A 22,090-nucleotide genomic window follows, 5' to 3' on the forward strand; every position below is an offset into this window, starting at 1 on the left:
TCAGACCTCCCTCGTTTCGAAGTCGATGCGCGGATCGACCCATGTATAGGTGAGGTCCGAGATGAGACTGATGACAAGGCCGAGCAGGCCGAAGATGTAAAGCGTCGCAAAGACGACAGGGTAGTCGCGGTTGACGATCGACTCGAAGGAGAGGAGCCCGAGCCCGTCCAGCGAGAAAATCTGCTCGATCAGCAGCGAGCCGGTGAAGAAAGCCGTTATGAAGGCGCCGGGGAAGCCCGCGATGATGATGAGCATGGCGTTGCGGAAGACATGGCCGTAGAGCACCTGGCGTTCGGACAGGCCTTTCGCGCGCGCGGTCATCACATATTGCTTGCGGATTTCGTCGAGGAAGGAATTCTTCGTGAGCAGCGAGGTGGTCGCGAAGGCGCCGATGACGAGCGCGGTGACCGGCAGGATGATGTGCCAGAGATAGTCGAGCGCCTTGCCGAAGAGGCTGAGGCTTTCCCAATTGTCGGAGGTGAGGCCGCGAAGCGGGAAGACCGACCAGTAGGAGCCGCCAGCGAAGAGTACGATCAGGAAGACGGCGAAGAGGAAGCCGGGAACGGCATAGCCGACAATGATGACGCCGCTCGTCCATGTGTCGAACCTGCTGCCGTCGCGGACCGCCTTCCTTATGCCGAGCGGGATCGAGATCAGGTAGGTGAGGAGCGTTGTCCAGAGGCCGAGCGAAACGGAGACGGGAAGCTTTTCCGCGATGAGGCTCAACACGCTCACATCGCGGAAATAGCTTTCGCCGAAATCGAAGCGCGCATAGTCCCACATCATCTTGATGAAACGCTCATGCGCGGGCTTGTCGAAACCGAACTGCTTTTCGAGGTCTTTCAGGAATTCCGGGTCGAGGCCCTGCGCGCCGCGATATTTGCTGTTCATGGAACTGTCGGCGCCGGACATCTGGCCCTGCGCGCCAAAGTCGCCGCCCGACGCACCGCCGATCCGCGCGGTGGCGGAAACCTCCGTCCCCTGAAGCTGCGCGATGATCCGCTCGATGGGGCCGCCGGGCGCGAACTGGATGAGCGCGAAGCTGACAAGCATGATCCCGAAAATGGTCGGGATCATCAGCAGGAAGCGTCTGAAAATGTAGGCGGACATGAGCCTCAATTCTCCCCGGTCATGGCATCCGCGGACCACCAGGTCGCGAGCACGCCACGATGATATTTCGGTTTCGTCTCCGGCCGGGCGAACTTGTCCCAGAAGGCGAGATGGTGGGTATTCTTGTGCCACTGCGGCACCCAGTAGTGTCCGGCGCGCAGCACCCGGTCGAGCGCGCGGGCGGCGACTTCCTGTTCCGCGCGTGTCGGTGCGGCAATGACCTTCTCGATCAGCGCGTCGATCGCGGGGTTCGATATGCCCGAAAGATTTCGCCCGCCGGGAATTTTCGCGAACGCAGACGACCAGTAGCTGCGAGCCTCGACGCCGGGCGTGAGGCTGAGCGGATAGCGCTGCATGACGACATCGAAATCGTAATTGTCGCGGCGCAGCTGATATTGCGAGGTGTCGATGGTGCGGCTGTCCGCATCGATGCCGAGAAGGCGGAGGTTTTTCGCAAGCGGCGCGACGATACGCTCCACCATCGGATCATTGTCGAGAAATTCGATGGACAGCACCTCGCCCGCCGCGTTGCGGCGCTTGCCGTCCTGCACGGTCCAGCCCGCCGCGTCGAGAAGACCGGCGGCACGGCGCAGAAGCTTGCGGTCCTGCCCCGAACCGTCGCTCGCGGGCGGCGTGACCACGGGACCGAAAACGGCGTCGGGCACCTTGCCGCGCCACGGCTCCAGCAGCGCAAGCTCGTCGGCATCGGGCGCACCCGTCGCTTTCATCGGCGAGTTTTCGAAATAGCTCTCTGTGCGCTTGTAGAGATCGTGGAAAAGGTTCCTGTTCGTCCAGGCAAAGTCGAAGGCAAGCCCCATCGCCTCGCGTACGCGGATGTCCTGGAACTTCGAGCGTCGCGTATTGAGGAACCAGCCCTGCGCGCCCGACGGCGTATCGTCGGGCAGGGTGAGAAGCTTCACGCGCCCGTCCTTCACCGCGGGGAACTCGTACTCCGTCGCCCAGGTCTTCGAGGTGAACTCCTCGCGAAAGAGATAGCCGCCCGCCTTGAAGGCCTCGAACTGCGCCGTGCGGTCGCGGAAATATTCGAAGCGCACTTCGCCGAAATTCCACTTCCCCTTGTTCACGGGAAGATTTTGTCCCCAATAGTCCTCGACGCGCTCATAGGTGATGGCGCGGCCCGCGCGGATCTTGCCGACGCGGTAAGGCCCGCTGCCAAGCGGCGGCGTGAGCGAGGCATCGGCGAAATCATGCGCCGTATAGAAGGCCCTGGAGAAGACGGGCAGCGTGCCTGCGATGAAGAGCGGCAGGTCGCGCGTCTGCTCGCCGGTCAGCGTGATGGTGAGCGTGTGCCTGTCCGCCGCTTCCGCCGAGGCCATCTCCTTCACATTCTGCGCGATCAGCGGATGGCCTTTTTCCTTCAGCAGCATGAAGGAGAAGGCGGCGTCTTCCGCGGTGAGGGATGTGCCGTCATGGAAGCGCGCATCCTCGCGCAAGCGGAAGGTAAGGCGGTTGCCGTCCTGCGATACCTCGACGCTTTCCGCGAGAAGCCCGTAGACCGCATCCGGCTCGTCATAGGCGCGCACCATCAGCGTGTCGAAAAGGAGTTCGAGACCCTGCGCGGCGTTCCCTTTGAGGATGTAACCGTTCAGCGTGTCGAATGTATAGAAGGAGGCGTTATAGGCAGCCGTCGGGCCGATCTGCGAGAAGCTGCCGCCCTTGGGCGCATCCGGGTTCACATAGTCGAAATGCGTGAAGTCCGGCGCATATTTGAGCTCGCCGAAAATCGACATGCCATGACGCCGCGCGGGCCCTGCCGCACGGGCGGGCGAGAAGGGGAGCGAAAGAGCCGCCGCTGCGCCCCCGGTGAGCGCCAGCATCTGCCGCCGCGTCAGCGCGCCGAGCCGTCCCGCGCTGCGCCTCATTCGGCCTCGCCGCGTTCGGGGGCCGCAGGCGCCGCGCCCTTGTCGGCCCACCAGATCGTCGGGAAACCGCTCGAATAGGGCGGCATTTCTTCGGGATGCTTCATGCGCGCCCAATAGGCGAGCCGCGTATTCGGCGAATACCATTGCGGTACGACATAGTGGCCGAACAGCAGAACACGGTCGAGCGCGCGGCTCGCGGCAATGAGTTCCGCCCGGCTCTCGGCATAGATGATCTTGTCGATGAGTTTCTCGACGACCGGATCGCAAATGCCGGCCGTATTGCGGCTGCCTGTCTTTTCCGCCGCCGCGCAACCCCAGAACTCGCGCTGCTCATTGCCGGGCGAAAGAGACTGACCGAACGTATCGACGATGATGTCGAAGTCGTAATTGTCGGTGCGGTTTTTATATTGCGGTGTATCGACGGTGCGGATCGTCGCCTCGATACCGAGCCTCTTCAGCGATTGCTGGAAGGGCGCGACCACGCGCTCGAATGTCGGCTGGTCGAGCAGGAACTCGACCGTCATGACCTCGCCTTGCTCGCTGGTGAGCTTACCGTCCTTGATCGTCCAGCCCGCATCCTTGAGAAGCGCGGCCGCCTTGCGCAGGTTCGCGCGGTTGTTGCCGCTGCCATCGGTCTTCGGGTTCTCGTAAGCCTCGGTGAAGATTTCCGGCGGCAGCTTGTCCTCGAACTCTTTGAGAATGGCAAGTTCGCGGCCTTGCGGAAGGCCATGTGCGGCCAGTTCTGAATTGGCGAAGTAGCTGTCGGTGCGCGTATAGGAATCGTAGAAGAGATTCTTGTTCATCCACTCGAAATCGAAAGCCCAGTTGAAAGCCTCGCGCACCCGGGCATCCTTGAACTTGTTGCGGCGGGTGTTGAAGGCGAAGGCCTGCATACCGGCCGGGTTCATCGTGCGGATTTCTTCTCTTTTGAGATCGCCGCGGCGGACGGGCGGGACGTCATATTCCGTCGCCCAGTTCTTCGCGCTGTTCTCGATGCGAAAGTCCACGCGGTCGCCTTTCAGGGCTTCGAGCGCCACCGTCGTATCGCGAAAATATTCGAAAACGATCTTGTCGAAATTATTGGTACCGGCATTTACCGGCAGGTCCGCCGCCCAATAGTCCGGCACGCGCTCAAACGTGATGGAGCGGCCGGGCGAGACCTTGCCCACGCGATAGGGGCCGCTGCCGAGCGGCGGTTCGAGCGTTGTCTCGGCGAAGTTGCGGGTCTCGCCTTTCGCGTTCTTACCCGTCCAGTAGTGCTTCGGCAGCACGGGAAGCTGGCCGACGATCTGCGGCAGTTCGCGGTTGCCCGTCTGGTTGAAGGTGAAGGTCACTTCGTGTTCGGCGGTCTTCTCCGCCTTCACGACGTTTGCGTAATAGGCGTTGTAGAAGGGGTGGCTCTTCTTCAGCGTTTCGAAGGTCCAGACGACATCCTCCGGCGTCACCGGCTCGCCATCATGCCACGTCGCCCGCGCGCGCAGCCTGTAGGTGACGGAGGAATAGTCCTTGGGATGGCGGACGCTTTCGGCGAGAAGCCCGTATTCTGAAGCGGGCTCGTCCATGCTCGCCGTCATCAGCGTATCGTAAATATAGGTGCTGCTGCCCGCAGCGGCCTGCCCCTTCACGATGAAGGGATTGAGGCTGTCGAAACTGCCGAAGACGCCGTAGCGCACCGCGCCGCCCTTGGGCGCATCCGGGTTCACATAGTCGAAATGGTCGAAATCCGGCCCGTATTTCAACTCGCCGAAAAGCGAGGAGCCGTGGCGCGGGATGGTCGGATCGAAATCGGCATCTTCCGTCACCGGGATGACGACTTCATTCGGGCGGCGGAACGCCTCTTCGGAAGTCTGTTCGGCCGGGCCTGCGGCGCTCCCGGCGGTTTCCGCCGGTCCCGCAGCCGTCGCTCCGGCCATTCCCGCTTCTTGTCCGGCTTCGCGGCTGGCCTCGTCGCCGCCTGAAAAATAGAAGATCGCCGCCACCATCAAAAAGATGACGGCCGCACCGGCTACCACCGGCCTGGTCATGAAACCACGCACACTTATTCTCCCTCTTGCCCGATGCAGCGCGCCGGACATGTCGGGCCGCCGTGCCGCGCCCCCTCGATCGGTTTCTTATTGTGCTCTGTTTTAGCGGTTTTATCCCATTAAAACAAAGTCATCCGGGGGGCTGGCACAAAAGAAAACGCGCCCGGATTTCTCCGGGCGCGCTTCAAATCCTGTATCGCTGCCGGATTACTCGGCGGCGGGCTCTTCGCCTTCCCCGGCGTCAGCACCTTCCTCGACCGGCGCGGCTTCTTCGGCCGCAGCGCCTTCTTCGGGGGCTGCTTCTTCCGCAGGCGGTTCCGGGAGCGGCTGGTTGGAGCCGAGCGAGTTCAGATAGACCAGCAGGTCCGCGCGCTCCTGCGGCTTCCTGATGCCGGCAAAGCTCATCGCCGTGCCCGGGATGTAACCGCGCGGATCCTCAATGAAGTGAGAGAGTTCTTCGAAGCCCCACGCCTCTGAGGACTTCTCCTGCATGGCAGAAGAATAGGCAAAGCCGGCCATGTGGGCGTGCTTCGCGCCGACGATACCGTAAAGGTTCGGGCCGATCCGTGCTTCGCCGCCTTCGTCGAACGTATGGCAGGCCGCGCACTTCTTGGCAGCCTTTTCGCCGCGGCCCGCATCGGCCTGCGCGAGGAGCGTCGCAAGCGGCACTTCCTTGACCGCTTCGGCTGCGCCGCCGCCTTCTCCGCCCTCTTCGAGCGCCGCTACCGCATAGGCCTGCGGATTGGCTTCTTCCGTCTCATAGAGAGTCTCGGTGAGAAGAGACACCGCAAGAATAAAGAGGATGGAGCCGAGCAGTGCGCCTGCAAACTTGTTGAATTCGAAAGAGTCCATTAGCTCCTGCTCCGGCCGGTTCGTTTATTTGATGAACGGTAGCCCATGCGGCAAAACAGGCAAAAATGCGCGTTTCCGCCCTTCAGCGAGGCCCCCGCGGAATTGGCGCGGAGATTAGCCGCTTCCGCCGCCGTGCCGCAAGCCGTATAAGTGCGCGAAATCCGCGTGTATCAAGGAAAAACACCTGTATGGCGGTCCGTTGGTGCACCGGCGGTGCGGCACGGGGCGCGAGGAGAGGCTCAAATTGCGGCGATCCGTCGCACCGGAGCCGCGCGCAGCAGGCAAAGGGAGACTGAGGCAGATGGCGGAGCAGGCGACGAAGGCGGGGAGCGACCTTGCCGGGCATCCGATTGTGGTGATTCCCGCCCGCATGGCCTCGACCCGGCTGCCGGACAAGCCGCTCGCCGATATCTGCGGCGCCCCGATGATCGTTCAGGTCTGGCGCCGTGCGATGGAGGCGGGCGTGGGCCGTGTCGTCGTTGCCGCCGCCGAGGCCGAAATTGCCGATGCTGTGCGCGAAGCGGGCGGCGAGGCAGTTCTCACCGATCCCGATCTCCCTTCCGGTTCCGACCGCGTGTGGGCTGCCGTCTGCGGCATCGACCCGGAAGGGCGCCACACCGTCATCGTCAATGTGCAGGGCGACCTGCCGACGCTGAACCCGGCGCTCATCCGCCGCACCTATGAAGCGCTTGTTCGTCCGGGCGCCGACATTTCGACCCTCGCGGCCGAAATTTCCGACGAGGAAGAACGCACCAACCAGAATGTCGTGAAGGTGGTGACCTCGTTCGGCGAGAGCCGCATCGCGCGCGCGCTCTATTTTACGCGCGCCACCGCGCCCTGGGGCGACGGACCGCTCTACCATCATATCGGGATTTACGGTTATCGCCGCGAGGCGCTGGCCCGTTTCGTTTCGCTGCCGCCTTCGCCGCTCGAAATGCGCGAAAAGCTGGAGCAATTGCGCGCGCTCGAAGCGGGCATGGCAATAGAAGTGGCGCTCGTTGACACCGTTCCGCTCGGTGTCGATACTTCGGCCGACCTCGAAAAAGCCCGTGCGGCGCTATCCGGGAGACCTGCGTGATGACGGATACCGCCAGCGCCGACAATATTATTGCCTTTCAGGGCGAGGCGGGCGCGAACTCGCACATCGCCTGCCGCGAGGCCTTTCCCGGCATGATGGTCCTGCCTTGCGACACGTTCGAGGACGTGTTCGCGGCGGTAAGCGAGGGCCGCGCGCGCCTTGCCATGATCGCCATCGAGAACTCGCTCGCGGGCCGCGTCGCCGATGTGCATCATCTCATTCCCGGCACCGGCCTCTATATCGTGGGCGAACACTTCCTGCCCGTGCGGCATCAGTTGCTCGGGCTCAAGGGTACGAAGATCGAGGACATAAAATCCGTGCACAGCCATGTGCATGCGCTCGGTCAATGCCGCCGCGTGATCCGCGAACTGGGGCTGAAGGCTGTCGTCGCCGCCGACACGGCGGGCGCCGCGCGCCAGATTGCGGAGGCGGGCGACCCGGCGCAGGCGGCTCTCGCATCGGAGCTTGCCGCGAAGATCTACGACCTCGATATCTTGCGCGCGAATGTCGAGGATGCCGAGCACAACACGACCCGCTTCATCATCATGGCGAACGAGCCTGACGATGCGGGGCCGGACGAGGGGCCCGTGATCACGAGTTTCATCTTCCGTGTGCGCAACGTACCCGCCGCGCTCTACAAGGCGATGGGCGGCTTTGCGACCAATGGCGTCAACATGACGAAGCTCGAAAGTTACCAGCTTGAAGGCAGCTTCAACGCCAGCCAGTTCTATGCCGATATTGAAGGCCACCCGGATTCGCGCAATGTCCGCCTGGCGCTCGAAGAACTGGAGTTCTTCACGAGCGAGCTGCGCATTCTCGGCATCTACAAGGCGCATGGTTACCGGGCGAGCCTTGCGGGCGGGCAAATCTAGCGGATTTTCCCTGCTCCCCGGGGAACCCGATCTCTGTTACAAAGTTGTTATAAAGCGGGCCAAAGGCGCTACGGTGTCCTGGCGTTGCCGCGCGCCGTGCCGGCGCCATGACAACAGTAGCGGGAATCCAGATTGAGTGCAGACAGCAGTCTCCGTTCAGAGAATAGCGGACCCGGCCTTGTTCCCGCCACGGGCGCCGTCATCCGCATTCCAGATATCCGGCATATGGGGGACTGGCTGACGGGCGCGGCCATATTCGCTGTTTGCCTGGAGCTCGTCTTCTCTCTCGGCCATATCAGCCTCTATAGAGAGAACGCGCTGATAGAACTCAGCCAGTGCATGCTTCTCTGGACGGGCGGCGGGCTCTTCATCGCGGCGGCGACGCGGGCGCGCGACAGGATATCTTTCCTCGCCTTTCTGTGGCTTGCGCTTCTCATCCTTGCCCTTCTGATGCGCGAAATCGAGTTCGAGGATACGCGGTTTGCCGCCTGGAGCGTCCCGTCTTTCCTGCATGAAATAAAATATGCCGTTACCGGCCTCCTGGCCGTCCTGCTCTTCCTGTCCTCGCGCCGCGCCACGATGCCGGTGGTGCAGGCCGGAGCGGCATGGGTGCTGAAGGGCTCAGGCCGGTGGATGGCAGCAGGACTGGCGGCCTATCTGCTGGGCGATCTTGGCGACAAGGAACTCGTATTCGCCGCCAAGGAGGCAAACCTCATGATGGAGGAGAGCGCCGAACTTCTCGGTACGCTCTGCCTCTTCATCACCGCCCATACCGCGCTTCGCCGCCGCAGTATCCTTCTGCCTAGCCCTCTGCAAAAGCCTTGATGAGCTGATGCGCGATGGCGAAGGGCGGGGGGAACCACGCCGTTCCGTCGCCCTGACCGGCGATGATCGCCTTGGCTTCTTCCCGTGTGAACCAGCGTCCTTCGGAAAGCTCCACGCCGTCGATCTCGAAATCTTCCGTATCGGCGACGGCGTGGCAGCCGATCATCAGCGATGAGGGATAGGGCCAGGGCTGCGTCGAGTGATAGCTCACCTCCGAGACCTTGAGGCCCGCTTCCTCGTCCAGTTCGCGCGCCACCGCCTCCTCGATCGATTCGCCGGGCTCCACGAAGCCCGCCAGCGCCGAATGCATGCCCTTCGGCCAGATCTTCTGGCGCCCCAGGAAGCACTTGCCGTCATGGATCGCGAGCATGATGACGACGGGGTCTGTGCGCGGGAAATGCTCCGCCTTGCAGGAGGGACACTGACGCTTGTAGCCGGCTTCGGCCATTTCGCTCCTGTGGCCGCAGACGGAGCAGAAGCCGTGGCGGCTGTGCCAGTCGATCATCGACTTCGCCTGCGCCATGATTGCGAGTTCGCTCGGCGTGATCTCGCCTGCCATGGCGAGCCCGCGCAGATCTTCGAAAGCGCCCTGACCCTTGAGGGCGGGGTGCTCTTCTGCGTTTTTCGTCTCGCTCACATCGGTCGCGAAAAGGGCCTTGCCGCGCTTGTTGATGCCGAGAAAGACGAGACATCCCTCGCCCGCGAGTTCGGGGATGAGGGCGGCGGGCAGCCAGCCGATATCCTTGCCTTGAGAGGGAGCCGCTTCCGGCAGCACGAATGGCTCCCAGTCGCGCTTCGGCAGACGCCGGAACGGCACGAAGAGGCTGACGGGATTGGCCAGCTGCTCCGCGATCCAGGCCTTGTCGGTGCGGCGGTAGCTGGCGCGGTCGAGCGGGTTGTTGGCGAAAATATTGGGATTTTCGGGCAGGGCCATTGGCGTTTCCGGATTGTTTTGTTGAATGGCGGGGTGGCGCAGACTGGCACAGGCCGGAAATTCGCTCAATCTTCTTGGACAGCGGACGGATTCGGGCGCAAGACCTTGCATCCGCGGCCCGTTCCCCTGATATAGTCCCCTCGGGAGGCTGGCGCGGACGAGTCCCTCGCCAACCCGGTCAGATCCGGAAGGAAGCAGCCGTAACGAGTTTCGCTCGGGTCGCTGTCCAGTCTCCCACCTTTGTTCCCCCTTCCAGCCGTAGAGGAGCCCGCGATTTCCATGACTGACAGCGTGGAAAATCTGGCGGGTGACGAGAGCGAAGACGCGCCCCATGTGCCGGATCCGGCGACGGAGCCCGGTTTCGACCTCGGCGGCGACCCCGCGCCGGCAGCCGCAGCCGAGCCCGCGCGCGCGTCCGATACCGCTGGCTATCAGGTGCTGGCCCGCAAATACCGCCCCCGCGTCTTCGAGGATCTGGTGGGGCAGGAGGCGATGGTCCGCACCCTCAAGAACGCCTTCGAGACCAACCGCGTCGCCCATGCCTTCATGCTGACCGGCGTGCGCGGTGTCGGCAAGACGACGACGGCCCGCATTCTCGCGCGGGCGCTCAACTACGAGAAGCCGGGCGTGGACAGCCCGACGATCCATATGGACGGGCTTGGTGTTCATTGCGAGGCGATCATGGAATCGCGTCATGTCGACGTGATGGAAATGGACGCGGCATCGCGCACCGGCATCGACGACATTCGCGAGATCATTGACAGCGTGCGCTACCTGCCGGTTTCGGCGCGCTACAAGGTCTACATCATCGACGAAGTGCACATGCTCTCCAAGCAGGCCTTCAACGGTCTGCTGAAGACGCTTGAAGAGCCGCCCGCACATGTGAAATTCATCTTCGCGACGACGGAAATACGCAAGGTGCCGGTGACGGTGCTCTCGCGCTGCCAGCGTTTCGACCTGCGCCGTCTTTCGGTGGAGGAGCTGGCGGGCCTGCTCGGCAGCGTGGCGGGCAAGGAAAATGTCGAGGCGGAAGACGCCGCGTTGAAGCTCATCGCCCGGGCGGCGGATGGTTCGGCGCGCGATTCGCTCTCGCTGCTCGACCGTGCCATTGCGCATGGGCAGAACGGTGTGCGCGAGGACGATGTGCGCGACATGCTGGGCCTTGCCGACCGCGCGCGCATCTTCGATCTCTTCGACCTGCTGATGAAGGGGGATATAGGCGGTGCGCTGAACGAGCTTCGCGCGCAATATGATGTCGGCGCCGATCCGGCCGTCGTGCTCTCCGACCTTGCCGACCTCACGCATTGGCTGACACGCCTCAAACTCGTCGACGGCGCGAGCGAGGACATCGCCATGTCGGAGACGGAACGCCAGCGCGGCAGTGAAATGGCAAAGAGCCTGCCGATCCGCGTGTTGTCGCGCACATGGCAGATGCTCTTGAAGGGCCTCACCGAAGTGCAGGGCGCGGCAAGGCCCATTGCCGCCGCCGAAATGGTCATGGTCCGCCTCGCCTATGTCGCGGACGGGCCGAGCCCGGAAGAACTCGCCGAACAGCTGAAGAGCGGTGGCGGTGGTACGCCGGGCGCATCGCGCACCGCTGCGCCCTCATCGGACGGTCCGCGCGCGCAACTGCGTTCCGTGTCGTCGCTGCGCAGCGAACCGCGTCCGGCACCCGCCCAAGCCGTTCCGGCCCTCATGCTGTCGAGCATCGAGGATGTGGTGGCGCTGCTCGCGAAGGAGCGCAACATCCGCCTCAAGCATGCGCTGGAAGCTGGCGTGCGCGTCGTCAGCTTCGAGGCAGGCCGCATCGAGATCGCGCCGCTCGAAGGCACGCCGAGCACGATTGCAAACGAGCTTTCCGAGGCGCTGTCGAAGGCGACCGGGCAGCGCTGGTTCGTTTCCGTTGCGAGAGGCGAGGCGCCCGCCGCACCGACCTTACGCGAGCAGGCGAAAACGCGCGAGGAAGCCGCCAAGGAAGACGCACGTACCGATCCGCTGGTGAAGGCCGCACTCGCCGCCTTCCCCGGCGCGGAGATCGTCGATGTGCGCTCGCCCGATCTCGCCCTGCCGGAAGGCGAGGACGTGATACCCGCCGACCCCGACGACCCAGGCATCGACCTCGATGCGATGGCCGCCGATTATGACAGCAGGGAGCCCGACTAGTGTGGTGGTTTTGAAGTTCCTGTCTTCCTTGCGGCCTGCTCATCACAGGAACTGAAAACCGGAACCACACTGGAAATATAGAGTTACTAGTGCCCTTTCGCGTCCGAAGTTCGCTCGGGAGGGTGCTGCAACGTAAAGCGAACTTTGGAAGCGGGGCACTAGTGAAGAACATGTTCGACATCATGAAGCAGGCGCAGCAGCTTCAGTCCCGTATGCAGGACCTGCAGACCGAGCTTGAGGCCGCCGAGGTCGAGGGCCGTGCGGGCGGCGGGCTCGTCGCCGTCACCATGTCGGGCAAGGGCGAGGTGAAGAAAGTGTCGATCGATCCCTCGCTCATGAAGGATGAGGAGCGCGAAGTGCTCGAAGACCTGATGGTCGCGGCCTGCGCCGATGCGAAGGCGAAAGCCGAAGCAATGGCCGCGGAGAAGATGAAAGCCGTCACGGGCGGTCTGCCGATCCCGCCCGGCCTCGGGCTCTGACACGAATGGCCGTTACCGGTCCCGAGATCGAGCGCCTGATCGCGCTGCTTGCGAAGCTGCCCGGCCTCGGCCCCCGCTCCGCGCGTCGCGCCGTGCTTCAGCTCATCAAGAAGAAGGAAACGCTGCTCATTCCCCTCGCCCAGGCGATGGCGGATGCGGCGGATAAGGCGCGCGTCTGTTCGACCTGCGGCAATGTCGATACGCAAGACCCTTGTGCGATCTGCGCGGATGGCCGCCGCGACCCGAATGTGCTGTGCATCGTGGAGGAAGTGGGCGATCTCTGGGCGCTGGAGCGCGCGGGCGCGCATAAGGGGCGCTATCATGTGCTGGGCGGCGTCCTCTCCGCGCTCGACGGCGTCGGCCCCGACGACCTCAATATCGGCAAGCTGGTCGAGCGGCTATCGGGCGGCGAGGTGAAGGAGGTCGTGCTGGCCATGAATGCGACCGTCGATGGCCAGACCACCGCGCACTACATCACCGACCGGATTTCCGGCCTCGGCATTGCCGTCTCGCGACTCGCGCATGGCGTGCCGGTGGGCGGCGAACTCGACTATCTGGACGATGGCACGCTGGCCGCCGCCATGAAGTCCCGCCGCCCCTTCTAGAGCGGCCCTACTTGTCCTTCGCCCAGTAGTTCCGCGTCATCGCAAAGATGGCGGGCGAGAGGATGAGGAGCGCGATCAGGTTCGGGATCGCCATCATCGCATTCAGCGCATCGGCGAGCAGCCAGACGAAGTCGAGGCTGGTGACCGCGCCGACCGGCACCGCCAGCACCCAGACGATGCGATAGGGCACGATCGCTTTCACGCCGAACAGGAATTCGACGGCCCGCTCGCCGTAATAGCTCCAGCCGAGCAAGGTGGTGAAGGCGAAGAGCGCGAGGCAGACGGCGACGATGATGCCGCCATAGGGCAGCGCGCCGCCGAATGCGGTGCTGGTGAGAACCGCGCCGTTCTCGCCGCTCATCCACGCACCCGTCGTGATGATGACAAGGCCGGTGATCGTGCAGACGATGATCGTGTCGATGAAGGTGCCGAGCATGCCGACAAGGCCCTGCTGGATCGGATCGTCGGTCTTTGCCGCCGCGTGAGCGATGGCGGCGCTGCCGAGGCCCGCTTCATTGGAGAAGATGCCGCGCGCGAAACCCCAGCGGATCGCAAGCATGACGGTGGCGCCGAGGAAGCCGCCTTCCGCTGCGACCGGCGTGAAGGCAGATTCGAAAATCAGCGCGACGGCGCCGGGCAGCGCCGCATAGTTCATTGCGAGGATGACAAGGCCGGTGCCGAGATAGACAACGATCATGGTCGGCACGAGCGCGCTGGCGACATCCGCGATACGGCGGATACCGCCGATAAGGACGAGGCCGACAATGACCATCAGCAGCAGGCCGGTGACCTCGACGGGAACCGCGAACGTATCGCGCAGCGCCAGTGCCACCGAGTTCGCCTGCACGCCATTGCCGATGCCGAAGCCTGCGAAGGCGGTGAAGATCGCGAAGGCCGGAGCCAGCACCAGCGCAACTTTCGGGAATTTCGCGCCGACGCCGTTCTTGATGTAATACATCGGCCCGCCGACGTGATTGCCGAGCTCGTCGACCTCGCGATAGGCGACGGCGCAAACGGCCTCGGAATATTTCGTCGCCATGCCGACAAGCGCGATCACCCACATGTAGAAGAGTGCGCCCGGCCCGCCGAAATAGATGGCGGTCGCAACACCCGCGATATTGCCGGTACCGACCGTTGCGGCCATCGCCGTCATCAGCGCCTGGAAGGGCGAGATGTCGCCCGGGCCTTTGGAGGGCTGAAGCGCGAACTTGAAAGCCTCGGGCAGTTTACGCCAGGGGATGAAGCGCAGCCCGACGGTGAGGAAGACGCCGGTCAGCGCCAATGCGCCAAGCATCCACGGGCCCCAGAGATACCCGTCGATCATCTCCACGAAGTCGTGTAGCGCCTGCATGCCTTGCCCCCGTCACTATGCCGTCTCCGCTTCTGCGGTGCGGCAACCCCTGCTTGTGGTGACCCTAGCAAAGAAAGCGGCGCTGTCCCTCAAAAAAGCTGGTTTGTATCGTGGCAATATGGAGGCATCGGCCAGACCGGCACGTGCCGGGCGGAAGCTGTTAGTCGGCCGCTTCGTCTTCTCCGGCCTCGCCATCGGGCGAGGCGATGTTCAGAAGTGCCTCTGTTTCCAGCGGAAGGGCTTCCACGTCCTTGAGCTGACGGTTCATGGCCCTTGTGCGCGTGCCCAGCGCATCCACGCTGTTGGACGCGGCATTGAGCTGGCTCTTGAGCTTGTCGAGAACTGCCCCATGCTTTCCGAACTCGGTGCGCACCGCGCCCAGAACCTTCCACACATCGCTTGAACGCTGCTGGATGGCAAGCGAGCGGAAACCCATCTGGAAGGCGCTGAGGAGCGAGGAAAGCGTGGTCGGGCCGGCCACTGTCACGCGGTAGTCGCGTTGCAGCTTGTCGAGGAAGCCGGGGCGGCGCAGCACTTCAGCGAAGAGGCCCTCCGTCGGCAAAAAGAGAATGGCGAAATCGGTGGTATGCGGCGGACTGATATATTTGTCCGAGATCGTCTTTGCCGAATTCCTGATCGAGGTTTCGAGGGCTGCGGCTGCGGCTTCCACGGCATTGAGATCGGCGGCTTCGGCGGCAACGACCAGCCGCTCATAATCCTCGCGCGGAAATTTCGAGTCGATGGGAAGATACATATCCGCCCCGTCCGAATCCCGTGCCGGAAACCGGATCGCGAATTCGACACGCTCCGAACTGTTGGGCCTCATGGCCGCATTCACCACGAATTGATCTGCCGTCAGATAATCTTCCAGCAGCATACCGAGCTGGATTTCCGCCCATGTGCCACGCGTTTTCACATTGGTCAGAACGCGCTTGAGATCGCCGACGCCGGTCGCGAGCTTCTGCATCTCGCCCAGTCCCTCATGGACATGCTTGAGCTGCTGGCTGACCGTATTGAAGGATTCGCCAAGCCGTTTTTCGAGCGTCGATTGCAGTTTCTCGTCAACGGTCTTGCGCATCTCGTCGAGTTTTTCGCTGTTGTCCTTGCGAAGAACCTCAAGGCGCGTTTCGACGGTTTGCCGCAGCTTCTCCTGCCCTTCGGCGGACTGTTCCGTGAGCGCCTTGATCCTTTCGGAAAATTCGTTCAGCCGCTGCTGCTGGTCGCCGCTCATCTGGCGAAGCGTCTGGGAAATGAGCGTGCTGGTCTTGTCGAAATTCTGCGTGAGTTCGGTACGCAGCGCGGTGGCGGCGTCCGAATGTTTCGTGGTCGAGGCGTCGAGTTTCTGTTCCACGAGCGTGCGCAGGCCTTCGCGGCCTTCGACGGCGCTTTTCTCCATTGCTGCCACGTCCCGGTCGAGCTTTTCGCCGATGGCGCGTACGCTGGCCTGAATGCTCTCGACGCCTTGCGTCAGGCGCTCATTAAGCGTTCGCGTCAGTTCGCCCGAGGCTTGCGACTGTGCATTCAGGATCGCGGTAAGCTGCCCGCCCTGGGCTTTCTGCGTCCCGTCCAGCTGCTCCAGCCTGGTCTTCAAGTCGTCCAGAATGGCGGCATCCGTGCCGCCTTTCCGGCGAAAAAAGACGAGCAACAAGGCCGCCACAATGACGGCCGCGCCGACGACCAGCCCGGCAATGAGCGTTTCGTTCATTTTCTGTCTCCGTTTGAGCCGACTATAGGCCGATTCCCGGCGTTTCGGCGCCCCGGTCCCGCATCACTATCCCCTTGCCGCCGCTTGACCCGGTAGCCGCCCCGGCTTATCTCAAAGCCCATGGCCATACGCGAAATCATCACCGCGCCGGACCCCCGGCTGAAACAGGTCTCGACCCCCGTCGAACGGGTGGACGGCGAGCTGCGCGCGCTCATGGACGACATGCTGGAGACCATGTACGACGCGCCGGGCATCGGCCTTGCCGCCATTCAGGTCGGTGTGCCCAAGCAGGTCATCGTGATGGACCTCGCCCGCGAAGGCGAGGAGCCCCAGCCCCGCTATTTCATCAACCCGGAAATCACCTGGTCCTCGGAAGATACCTCTGTCTACGAGGAAGGCTGTCTCTCCGTCCCCGATTTCTACGAGGATGTGGAGCGCTCGGCCAAATGCCGTGTGCGCTATCTCGACTATCAGGGCGAGATTCGCGAGGAGGAGTGCGACGAGATGCTCGCCACCTGCCTCCAGCATGAAATGGACCACCTGAAAGGCATTCTCTTCATTGACCATCTCTCGCGCACCAAGCGTGACATGATGCTGAAGAAGCTCGCCAAGCAGAAGAAATTCCAGAAAGAACCGGCTTGAGCATCTTGCGGCTCGCCTTCATGGGAACGCCGGATTTCTCCGTTCCCGTTCTCGCCGAGATTCTCGCCGCCGGTCACGAGGTGGTCGCCGTCTATTCGCAGCCCCCGCGCAAGGCGGGCCGCGGCATGGCCGAACAGCCGTCGCCCGTGCATCGCTTTGCCGAAGAGCATGGCATTCCCGTCTTCACGCCCGCCTCGCTCAAGGGCGAGGCCGAGCAGGAGGCTTTCGCCTCGCTCGATCTCGACGCGGCGGTTGTCGTCGCCTATGGCCTCATTCTGCCGAAGCCGGTGCTGGAGGCGCCGCGTCTCGGTTGCCTCAATCTTCATGCCTCGCTGCTGCCGCGCTGGCGTGGCGCCGCGCCCATCCAGCGCGCCATCATGGCGGGCGACAAGGAGACGGGCGTCATGGTCATGCAGATGGAGGAGGGCCTCGATACGGGCCCGGTCCTGCTCGCCGAGCGCACCGAAATCGGCGCGCGGGAAACGGCGGGCAGCCTTCATGACCGGCTCTCGCAGACCGGCGCATCGCTGATGGTGCGCGCGCTTGCCGCCCTCTCGCGCGGCGGTCTCGTGCCGGCGCCGCAGCCCGAAGAGGGCGTCACCTATGCAAAAAAGATCGAAAAGGCGGAAGCCCGCATCGACTGGTCGCGCCCGGCAAAGGAACTCGATTGCATGATCCGCGGCCTCACGCCTTTTCCCGGCGCTTTTTTCGAGGCGGGCGAGGGCAAGGACGCCACGCGCATCAAGGTGCTGCGCGCAACACCCGTCGCGAAGTCGGGCAAGCCGGGCGAGGTGTTGTCCGTGCTCGGCACCATCGTCATCGCCTGCGGGCAGGGCGCGCTCGAAATCGAGGAGCTTCAGCGCTCCGGGAAATCGCCCATGTTCGCGCGCGATTTCCTGCGCGGCTTCCCGCTGGAACCCGGCAAGGTTCTCGCCTGATGCCGCGCTACAAGCTCACCATCGAATATGACGGCTCGCCTTTTGTCGGCTGGCAGGCGCAGACGAATGGCAGCTCCGTCCAGCAGGTGCTGGAAACGGGTTTCAAGGGCTTTTGCGGCGAGGACATCAAGGTCTATGGCGCGGGCCGCACGGATGCGGGCGTTCATGCGCTGGGGCAGGTCGCCCATGTCGATCTGCCGCGCGATGTCGCCTGCGACACGCTGCGCGACGCCGTGAACGCGCATATGAGGCCGCATCCCGTTGCGATCGTCGGGGCGGAGGCGGTGCCCGAGACCTTCGAGGCGCGCTTCTCCGCCGTGAAGCGCCACTACATGTACCGCATCGTCAATCGCCGCGCGCCCTTGACGCTCGACAGGGGGCAGGCATGGCTGGTGCACAAGCCGCTCGATGCGCAAGCGATGCATGAGGCGGCGCAGGCGCTTGTCGGCCGCCATGATTTCACGACCTTCCGCTCCGTCCAGTGCCAGGCGAAATCGCCGGTCAAGACGGTCGACGAAATCACCGTCTCGCGCTATGCCGACGAGATCGAGGTGATCTGCCGTGCACGGAGCTTTCTGCACAATCAGGTGCGCTCCTTCGTGGGCACCTTGAAGGTGGTGGGCGAGGGCAAGTGGACGCGGCGCGGCGTCGAGAAGGCGCTGGCCGCCGCCGACCGTTCGGCCTGCGGACCGGTCGCGCCGCCGGACGGGCTCTATCTTCTGCAAGTGGATTACGAGTGAGCCCTAAAGCCCTCTCCCCTCCGGGGAGAGGGTTGGGTGAGGGGCCTGTGGCGGCTCACTCCGGCTTGATATCCACAAGCTCGACATCCTTCGCCCGGATTTCCTCGCCAAAGAAAATGCCGCCGACGCGCGCGAAGCGTTCCGCGCTGTCGGTCGCAAGAAAGCGCGTCTTGCCCTTGCGCTGGCGCTTGGCCGTGAGGTTTTGGCTCGCGAGCGCTTCCTCCACGGCCTTGGCTGTCGTCGCCGCCGAATCGACCAGCCTCACGCCCTGGCCGGCCACCTTCTTGATCGTGCGCGCGAGCACGGGGAAATGCGTGCAGCCGAGGACCAGCGTGTCCGGCGCGTTCCGTCCCTTGAAGAGCGGCGCGAGATAGCGTCTCGCGGCTGCCTCCGCCACTTCGCCTTTCGTCCAGCCTTCTTCGGCCAGCGTCACGAACAATCCGCAAGGCGCCTGGCGCACGTCCGCCTCGGGCTTCAGTGCATGGATGGCGCGCGCATAGGCCCCGCCCTTCACCGTCGCTTCCGTCGCGATGACGCCGATGCGGCCGGTCTTCGTCGCCTTCACGCCCGCCTTTGCGCCGGGCTCGATCACGCCGATCACAGGGATGGGCGCGAGCGCCTGTGTGAGCGGCCCGAGTGCGACGGCCGACGCGGTGTTGCAGGCAATCACGATCATCTTCACGTCATGGCCGAGCAGGTGTTTCGTCGCCTGCGTCGCATAGGCCGTGACCGTTTCCGGGCTCTTCGTGCCATAGGGAAGCCGCGCCGTGTCGCCGAGATAGACGAGATCTTCATGCGGCAGCGCCTTGCGCAGCGCTTTCAATACCGTAATCCCGCCAATGCCGCTGTCGAAGACGCCGATCGGCTTGTCTCTTCCGCTTGCGGCGTTGCGCCTTGCGCTCATGTTGAAACCCCGACGCCCGGCATCAGCAGCATGCCCAGTATCTGGTCGACGGAAAGGCTCAGCACCACTTCGAAAACGATGATGGCGAATGCCGGCCCCGCCTGTGCGCCCAGCACGTCGCGCGTGATCTGCCAGCGATACCAGGCGAGCAGCCCCATGACCGGCATGGCGAGCATGAAGCCCGTCGTGGCGGAGTAGATGCCCAGCGCATGCGGAATGAGCGGCAGTGCGAAGGCGATGGTCGTGAACAGCGTGCCCCAGTTATAGGTGATGAGATAGGGCGTGAAATAGGCCTCGAGCTTCAGCATGCGCGAGACGCGCGCCATCGCCGCGAGAAAGAGCGCCCAATAGATGATGGTGCTCGCAAGTTCCGTGGTGATGAAGAGCCCGTAGGAAACGTCCTCGCCGATATCGAAAGCCTCGCGCGCGAAGCGCCAGGAAAGCGTCGATGTGAAGAAGATGACAGGCAGCGCAAGGAGCAGCGCCCCGAAGCTGCGCATCGCGCCCGCCGCGCTCAGGTCGAAGCAATCCTTCGCCTGCGCATCGCGCATGGTGATGCGCCACGCACCGGTCAGCCCGTTTGTGATGTCCGCGATGTTCAAGATATCCGTCCAGCGAAATAGCCGCTCAGAATGGCTTCATATATGTCGGCAAGCTTGCCGAAGTCATCGGCGGGCACCTGTTCGTCCACCTTGTGCATGGTGGCATTCCTGAAGCCGAATTCGACCACCGGCGCATAGGCGCGGATGAAGCGCGCATCCGAGGTGCCGCCCGTGGTGGAGAGGTCGGGCGTGATCCCCGTCACCTTTTCGATGGCATCGGCGATCAGTGCAGAGAAATCGCCCGGCTGGGTGATGAAGCTCTCGCCCGAAATCTTCGTCTCGAATGTATAGCGCCCGCCCATCTCCTGGCTGACCTGGTCGAAGACGCTGCGCATCCATCGGTCGAGGCTCGCGCCCGAATGTTCGTCGTTGAAGCGAATGTTCATCACCGCCCGCGCCGTGCCGGGAATGACATTGGTCGCGGTATTGCCCGTGTCGATGGTCGTCACTTCAAAATTCGACGGCTGAAAATGATCGTTGCCCTTGTCGAGTTCATGGGCGTTCAGGCGCCGCAGCATTTCCATCAGACGGGGCAGCGGATTGTCGGCCTGATACGGATAGGCGACGTGGCCCTGCGTGCCGTAAACGGTCAGCCAGCCATTGATGCTGCCGCGCCGCCCGATCTTCACCATGTCGCCGAGCCTGTCGGCGCTGGTCGGCTCGCCGACAAGGCAATGGTCGAATGTCTCGCCGCGCGCCTTCAGCGCCTGCAGCATCTTGACCGTGCCATTGACGCTCGGCCCTTCCTCGTCGCCGGTGATGAGCAGGCTGATCGAGCCATCGCCGAGCTTGCCGTCCTGCACCAGCCGCGACGCGGCGGCGACGAAGCTCGCAATCGAGCCCTTCATGTCGGCGGCCCCGCGGCCGACCAGCATGCCGTCCCTGATATCGCCGGCGAAAGGATCGGCGGTCCATGCCTCGGCATCGCCCACCGGCACGACATCCGTGTGTCCGGCAAAGCAGAAATGGGGGCTTCCCGTCCCGAGCCGCGCATAGAGATTGTCGACATCGGGCGTGCCCTCCGCCGAAAAGCGCATCCGCTCGCAGGTGAAGCCGAGCGGCTTCAGCCATTTTTCGAGCACGGAAAGCGCGCCCGCATCCTCCGGCGTCACGCTTGGACAGCGGATGAGTTCCTTGGCGATCTCGAGCGGATCGTAGGGCGAGGCGGGTGTGGCGGGCGCGTTCATGGGCAACTTGGTACCCCGCGCCCCCAATGCCGTCAAATGGGGCCGTCAAATGGGGCCGTCAAATGCGACCGGAAAATTAAGTCCGCAGCAGCTCGTTGATCGAGGTCTTGGAGCGGGTCTGTGCATCGACCGTCTTCACGATCACGGCGCAATAGAGGCTCGGGGCGGGTGAGCCGTCCGGGCTTGCCTTGCCGGGCAGCGCGCCGGGCACGACGACCGCGTAGGGCGGCACCTTGCCGATATGCACTTCGCCCGTCGCCCGGTCGATGATCTTGGTCGAGGCGCCGAGATAGACGCCCATCGAGAGCACCGCGCCCTCGCCCACGATCACGCCTTCGGCGACTTCCGAGCGCGCGCCGATGAAGCAGTTATCCTCGATGATGACGGGGCCCGCCTGCAGCGGCTCCAGCACGCCGCCAATGCCCGCGCCGCCCGAAATATGCACATTCTTGCCGATCTGCGCGCAGGAGCCCACCGTCGCCCAGGTGTCGACCATCGTGCCTTCGTCCACATAGGCGCCGAGGTTCACGAAGGAGGGCATCAGCACGACATTCGGCGCGATATAGGCCGAGCGGCGCACGATGCAGTTCGGCACCGCGCGGAAGCCCGCCGAGCGGAATTCAGCCTCGCCCCAGCCGTCGAACTTCGAGGGCACCTTGTCCCACCAGTTTGTGTCCTTGCCGGGCCCGCCCGCGATGGTCGTCATGTCGTTCAGGCGGAAGGAGAGCAGCACGGCCATTTTCAGCCACTGATGCACTTCCCACTCGCCCCCCATGTCTTTCGGGAGCTTCTCGGCGACCCGCGCCTTGCCGCTGTCCAGCGCGTTCAGCGCCTCGTTGACGGCGTCGCGAACCTCGCCCTTCGTCTGGGCGTTGATCTGATCGCGGTTTTCGAAGGCCTGTTCGATGACGGGCTTGAGGTCGGCAAGGCTCATGGGGTTCGCTCTCTCGGCTTGTTTTGCCGGGGCAAGATAGCCGGGGGGGCACCCCTGTCAACCAAGGCCGGAAGCGAGCGCCCGGGGACTCTCACCTCCCCCTTGCGGGGAGGTCGAAAATTCGCGGAACGTGGATTTTCGGGTGGGGGGTAAACCACGCACCAATGATGGAGGGATTTTTCGGAGCAGCGCCCCCCCACCCGGATCGCCCTATTCAGATCAAGAGGGCGATCCGGCCTCCCCGCGAGGGGGAGGCAAAAGA

General features: G+C 63.7%; 20 protein-coding genes and 1 other RNA gene. 10 read left to right on the top strand and 11 right to left on the bottom strand.

Annotation, left to right across the window (positions count from 1 at the left end):
* From ABJO61_RS13985 to ABJO61_RS14000, 4 genes are all read right to left on the bottom strand, one after another.
* Positions 1 to 1,110 carry a microcin C ABC transporter permease YejB gene (locus ABJO61_RS13985; protein ID WP_348325877.1) on the bottom strand — a complete coding sequence of 370 codons (1,110 nt, stop codon included), beginning with the start codon at positions 1,108 to 1,110 and terminating at the stop codon, positions 1 to 3.
* Positions 1,111 to 1,115: 5 nt separating this feature from the next.
* Entirely contained in the window at positions 1,116 to 2,993 is a 1,878-nt protein-coding gene (locus tag ABJO61_RS13990) for an extracellular solute-binding protein (RefSeq protein WP_348325875.1), read from the bottom strand.
* On the bottom strand, positions 2,990 to 5,029 hold the full coding sequence (locus ABJO61_RS13995; protein ID WP_348325873.1) for an extracellular solute-binding protein: 2,040 nt from the start codon (positions 5,027 to 5,029) through the stop codon (positions 2,990 to 2,992). Before ABJO61_RS13995 ends, ABJO61_RS13990 begins: the two co-directional genes overlap by 4 nt.
* A gap of 195 nt (positions 5,030 to 5,224) precedes the next feature.
* Positions 5,225 to 5,869, bottom strand: coding sequence for a cytochrome c family protein (locus tag ABJO61_RS14000; protein WP_348325871.1), 645 nt, complete (start codon positions 5,867 to 5,869; stop codon positions 5,225 to 5,227).
* 301 nt (positions 5,870 to 6,170) lie between these two features.
* Between ABJO61_RS14000 and ABJO61_RS14005 the strand changes: the two genes are divergently transcribed.
* From ABJO61_RS14005 to ABJO61_RS14015, 3 genes are all read left to right on the top strand, one after another.
* On the top strand, positions 6,171 to 6,947 hold the full coding sequence (locus tag ABJO61_RS14005; RefSeq protein WP_348325869.1) for a 3-deoxy-manno-octulosonate cytidylyltransferase: 777 nt from the start codon (positions 6,171 to 6,173) through the stop codon (positions 6,945 to 6,947).
* Entirely contained in the window at positions 6,947 to 7,819 is an 873-nt protein-coding gene (locus ABJO61_RS14010; RefSeq protein ID WP_348325867.1) for a prephenate dehydratase, read from the top strand. The genes ABJO61_RS14005 and ABJO61_RS14010 overlap by 1 nt, the downstream gene beginning before the upstream one ends.
* Positions 7,820 to 7,951: 132 nt before the next feature.
* The gene (locus ABJO61_RS14015) at positions 7,952 to 8,644 is read left to right on the top strand and encodes a hypothetical protein (RefSeq protein WP_348325865.1); all 693 of its coding nucleotides are present in this window, start codon (positions 7,952 to 7,954) and stop codon (positions 8,642 to 8,644) included.
* On the opposite strand, the gene nudC is transcribed toward ABJO61_RS14015, so the two are convergent.
* Positions 8,622 to 9,578, bottom strand: a complete 957-nt coding sequence (gene nudC, locus ABJO61_RS14020; protein WP_348325863.1) for an NAD(+) diphosphatase — start codon at positions 9,576 to 9,578, stop codon at positions 8,622 to 8,624. The genes ABJO61_RS14015 and nudC overlap by 23 nt on opposite strands.
* Positions 9,579 to 9,719: 141 nt before the next feature.
* Between nudC and ffs the strand changes: the two genes are divergently transcribed.
* The 4 genes from ffs (at position 9,720) to recR (ending at position 12,825) form a co-directional block, all read left to right on the top strand.
* Positions 9,720 to 9,818, top strand: an RNA gene (gene ffs, locus ABJO61_RS14025) — signal recognition particle sRNA small type.
* A 39-nt stretch (positions 9,819 to 9,857) separates the two neighbouring features.
* Positions 9,858 to 11,741: a DNA polymerase III subunit gamma/tau gene (locus ABJO61_RS14030; RefSeq protein WP_348330588.1), complete on the top strand. Its 1,884-nt coding sequence runs from the start codon at positions 9,858 to 9,860 to the stop codon at positions 11,739 to 11,741.
* A 161-nt stretch (positions 11,742 to 11,902) separates the two neighbouring features.
* Positions 11,903 to 12,220, top strand: coding sequence for a YbaB/EbfC family nucleoid-associated protein (locus ABJO61_RS14035; protein WP_348325859.1), 318 nt, complete (start codon positions 11,903 to 11,905; stop codon positions 12,218 to 12,220).
* Between the two features lie 5 nt (positions 12,221 to 12,225).
* Positions 12,226 to 12,825: a recombination mediator RecR gene (recR, locus tag ABJO61_RS14040; protein WP_348325857.1), complete on the top strand. Its 600-nt coding sequence runs from the start codon at positions 12,226 to 12,228 to the stop codon at positions 12,823 to 12,825.
* A 7-nt stretch (positions 12,826 to 12,832) separates the two neighbouring features.
* On the opposite strand, the gene ABJO61_RS14045 is transcribed toward recR, so the two are convergent.
* Positions 12,833 to 14,176, bottom strand: coding sequence for a sodium:alanine symporter family protein (locus ABJO61_RS14045; RefSeq protein WP_348325855.1), 1,344 nt, complete (start codon positions 14,174 to 14,176; stop codon positions 12,833 to 12,835).
* A gap of 160 nt (positions 14,177 to 14,336) precedes the next feature.
* The gene (gene rmuC / locus ABJO61_RS14050; protein WP_348325853.1) at positions 14,337 to 15,881 is read right to left on the bottom strand and encodes a DNA recombination protein RmuC; all 1,545 of its coding nucleotides are present in this window, start codon (positions 15,879 to 15,881) and stop codon (positions 14,337 to 14,339) included.
* Between the two features lie 120 nt (positions 15,882 to 16,001).
* Between rmuC and def the strand changes: the two genes are divergently transcribed.
* From def to truA, 3 genes are read left to right on the top strand one after another with little or no spacing between them, the layout of a single operon-like run.
* Positions 16,002 to 16,523, top strand: coding sequence for a peptide deformylase (gene def, locus ABJO61_RS14055; protein ID WP_348325851.1), 522 nt, complete (start codon positions 16,002 to 16,004; stop codon positions 16,521 to 16,523).
* A 5-nt stretch (positions 16,524 to 16,528) separates the two neighbouring features.
* Positions 16,529 to 17,461 (top strand): methionyl-tRNA formyltransferase, encoded by a 933-nt coding sequence (fmt, locus tag ABJO61_RS14060; RefSeq protein WP_348326087.1) that lies wholly within the window; start codon positions 16,529 to 16,531, stop codon positions 17,459 to 17,461.
* Positions 17,461 to 18,201: a tRNA pseudouridine(38-40) synthase TruA gene (truA, locus tag ABJO61_RS14065; protein ID WP_348325850.1), complete on the top strand. Its 741-nt coding sequence runs from the start codon at positions 17,461 to 17,463 to the stop codon at positions 18,199 to 18,201. The genes fmt and truA overlap by 1 nt, the downstream gene beginning before the upstream one ends.
* 55 nt (positions 18,202 to 18,256) lie before the next feature.
* Here the strand turns inward: truA and murI are convergent, their stop codons facing one another.
* From murI to dapD, 4 genes are all read right to left on the bottom strand, one after another.
* Positions 18,257 to 19,105 (bottom strand): glutamate racemase, encoded by an 849-nt coding sequence (gene murI / locus ABJO61_RS14070; RefSeq protein ID WP_348325848.1) that lies wholly within the window; start codon positions 19,103 to 19,105, stop codon positions 18,257 to 18,259.
* Entirely contained in the window at positions 19,102 to 19,707 is a 606-nt protein-coding gene (locus ABJO61_RS14075; RefSeq protein ID WP_348325846.1) for a hypothetical protein, read from the bottom strand. The genes murI and ABJO61_RS14075 overlap by 4 nt, the downstream gene beginning before the upstream one ends.
* Entirely contained in the window at positions 19,704 to 20,894 is a 1,191-nt protein-coding gene (dapE, locus tag ABJO61_RS14080; protein WP_348325845.1) for a succinyl-diaminopimelate desuccinylase, read from the bottom strand. The genes ABJO61_RS14075 and dapE overlap by 4 nt, the downstream gene beginning before the upstream one ends.
* A 76-nt stretch (positions 20,895 to 20,970) precedes the next feature.
* Positions 20,971 to 21,828, bottom strand: coding sequence for a 2,3,4,5-tetrahydropyridine-2,6-dicarboxylate N-succinyltransferase (gene dapD / locus ABJO61_RS14085; protein ID WP_348325843.1), 858 nt, complete (start codon positions 21,826 to 21,828; stop codon positions 20,971 to 20,973).
* Positions 21,829 to 22,090: the final 262 nt, after the last annotated feature.

Source organism: Parvibaculum sp., assembly GCF_039973015.1.
GTDB lineage: Bacteria > Pseudomonadota > Alphaproteobacteria > Parvibaculales > Parvibaculaceae > Parvibaculum.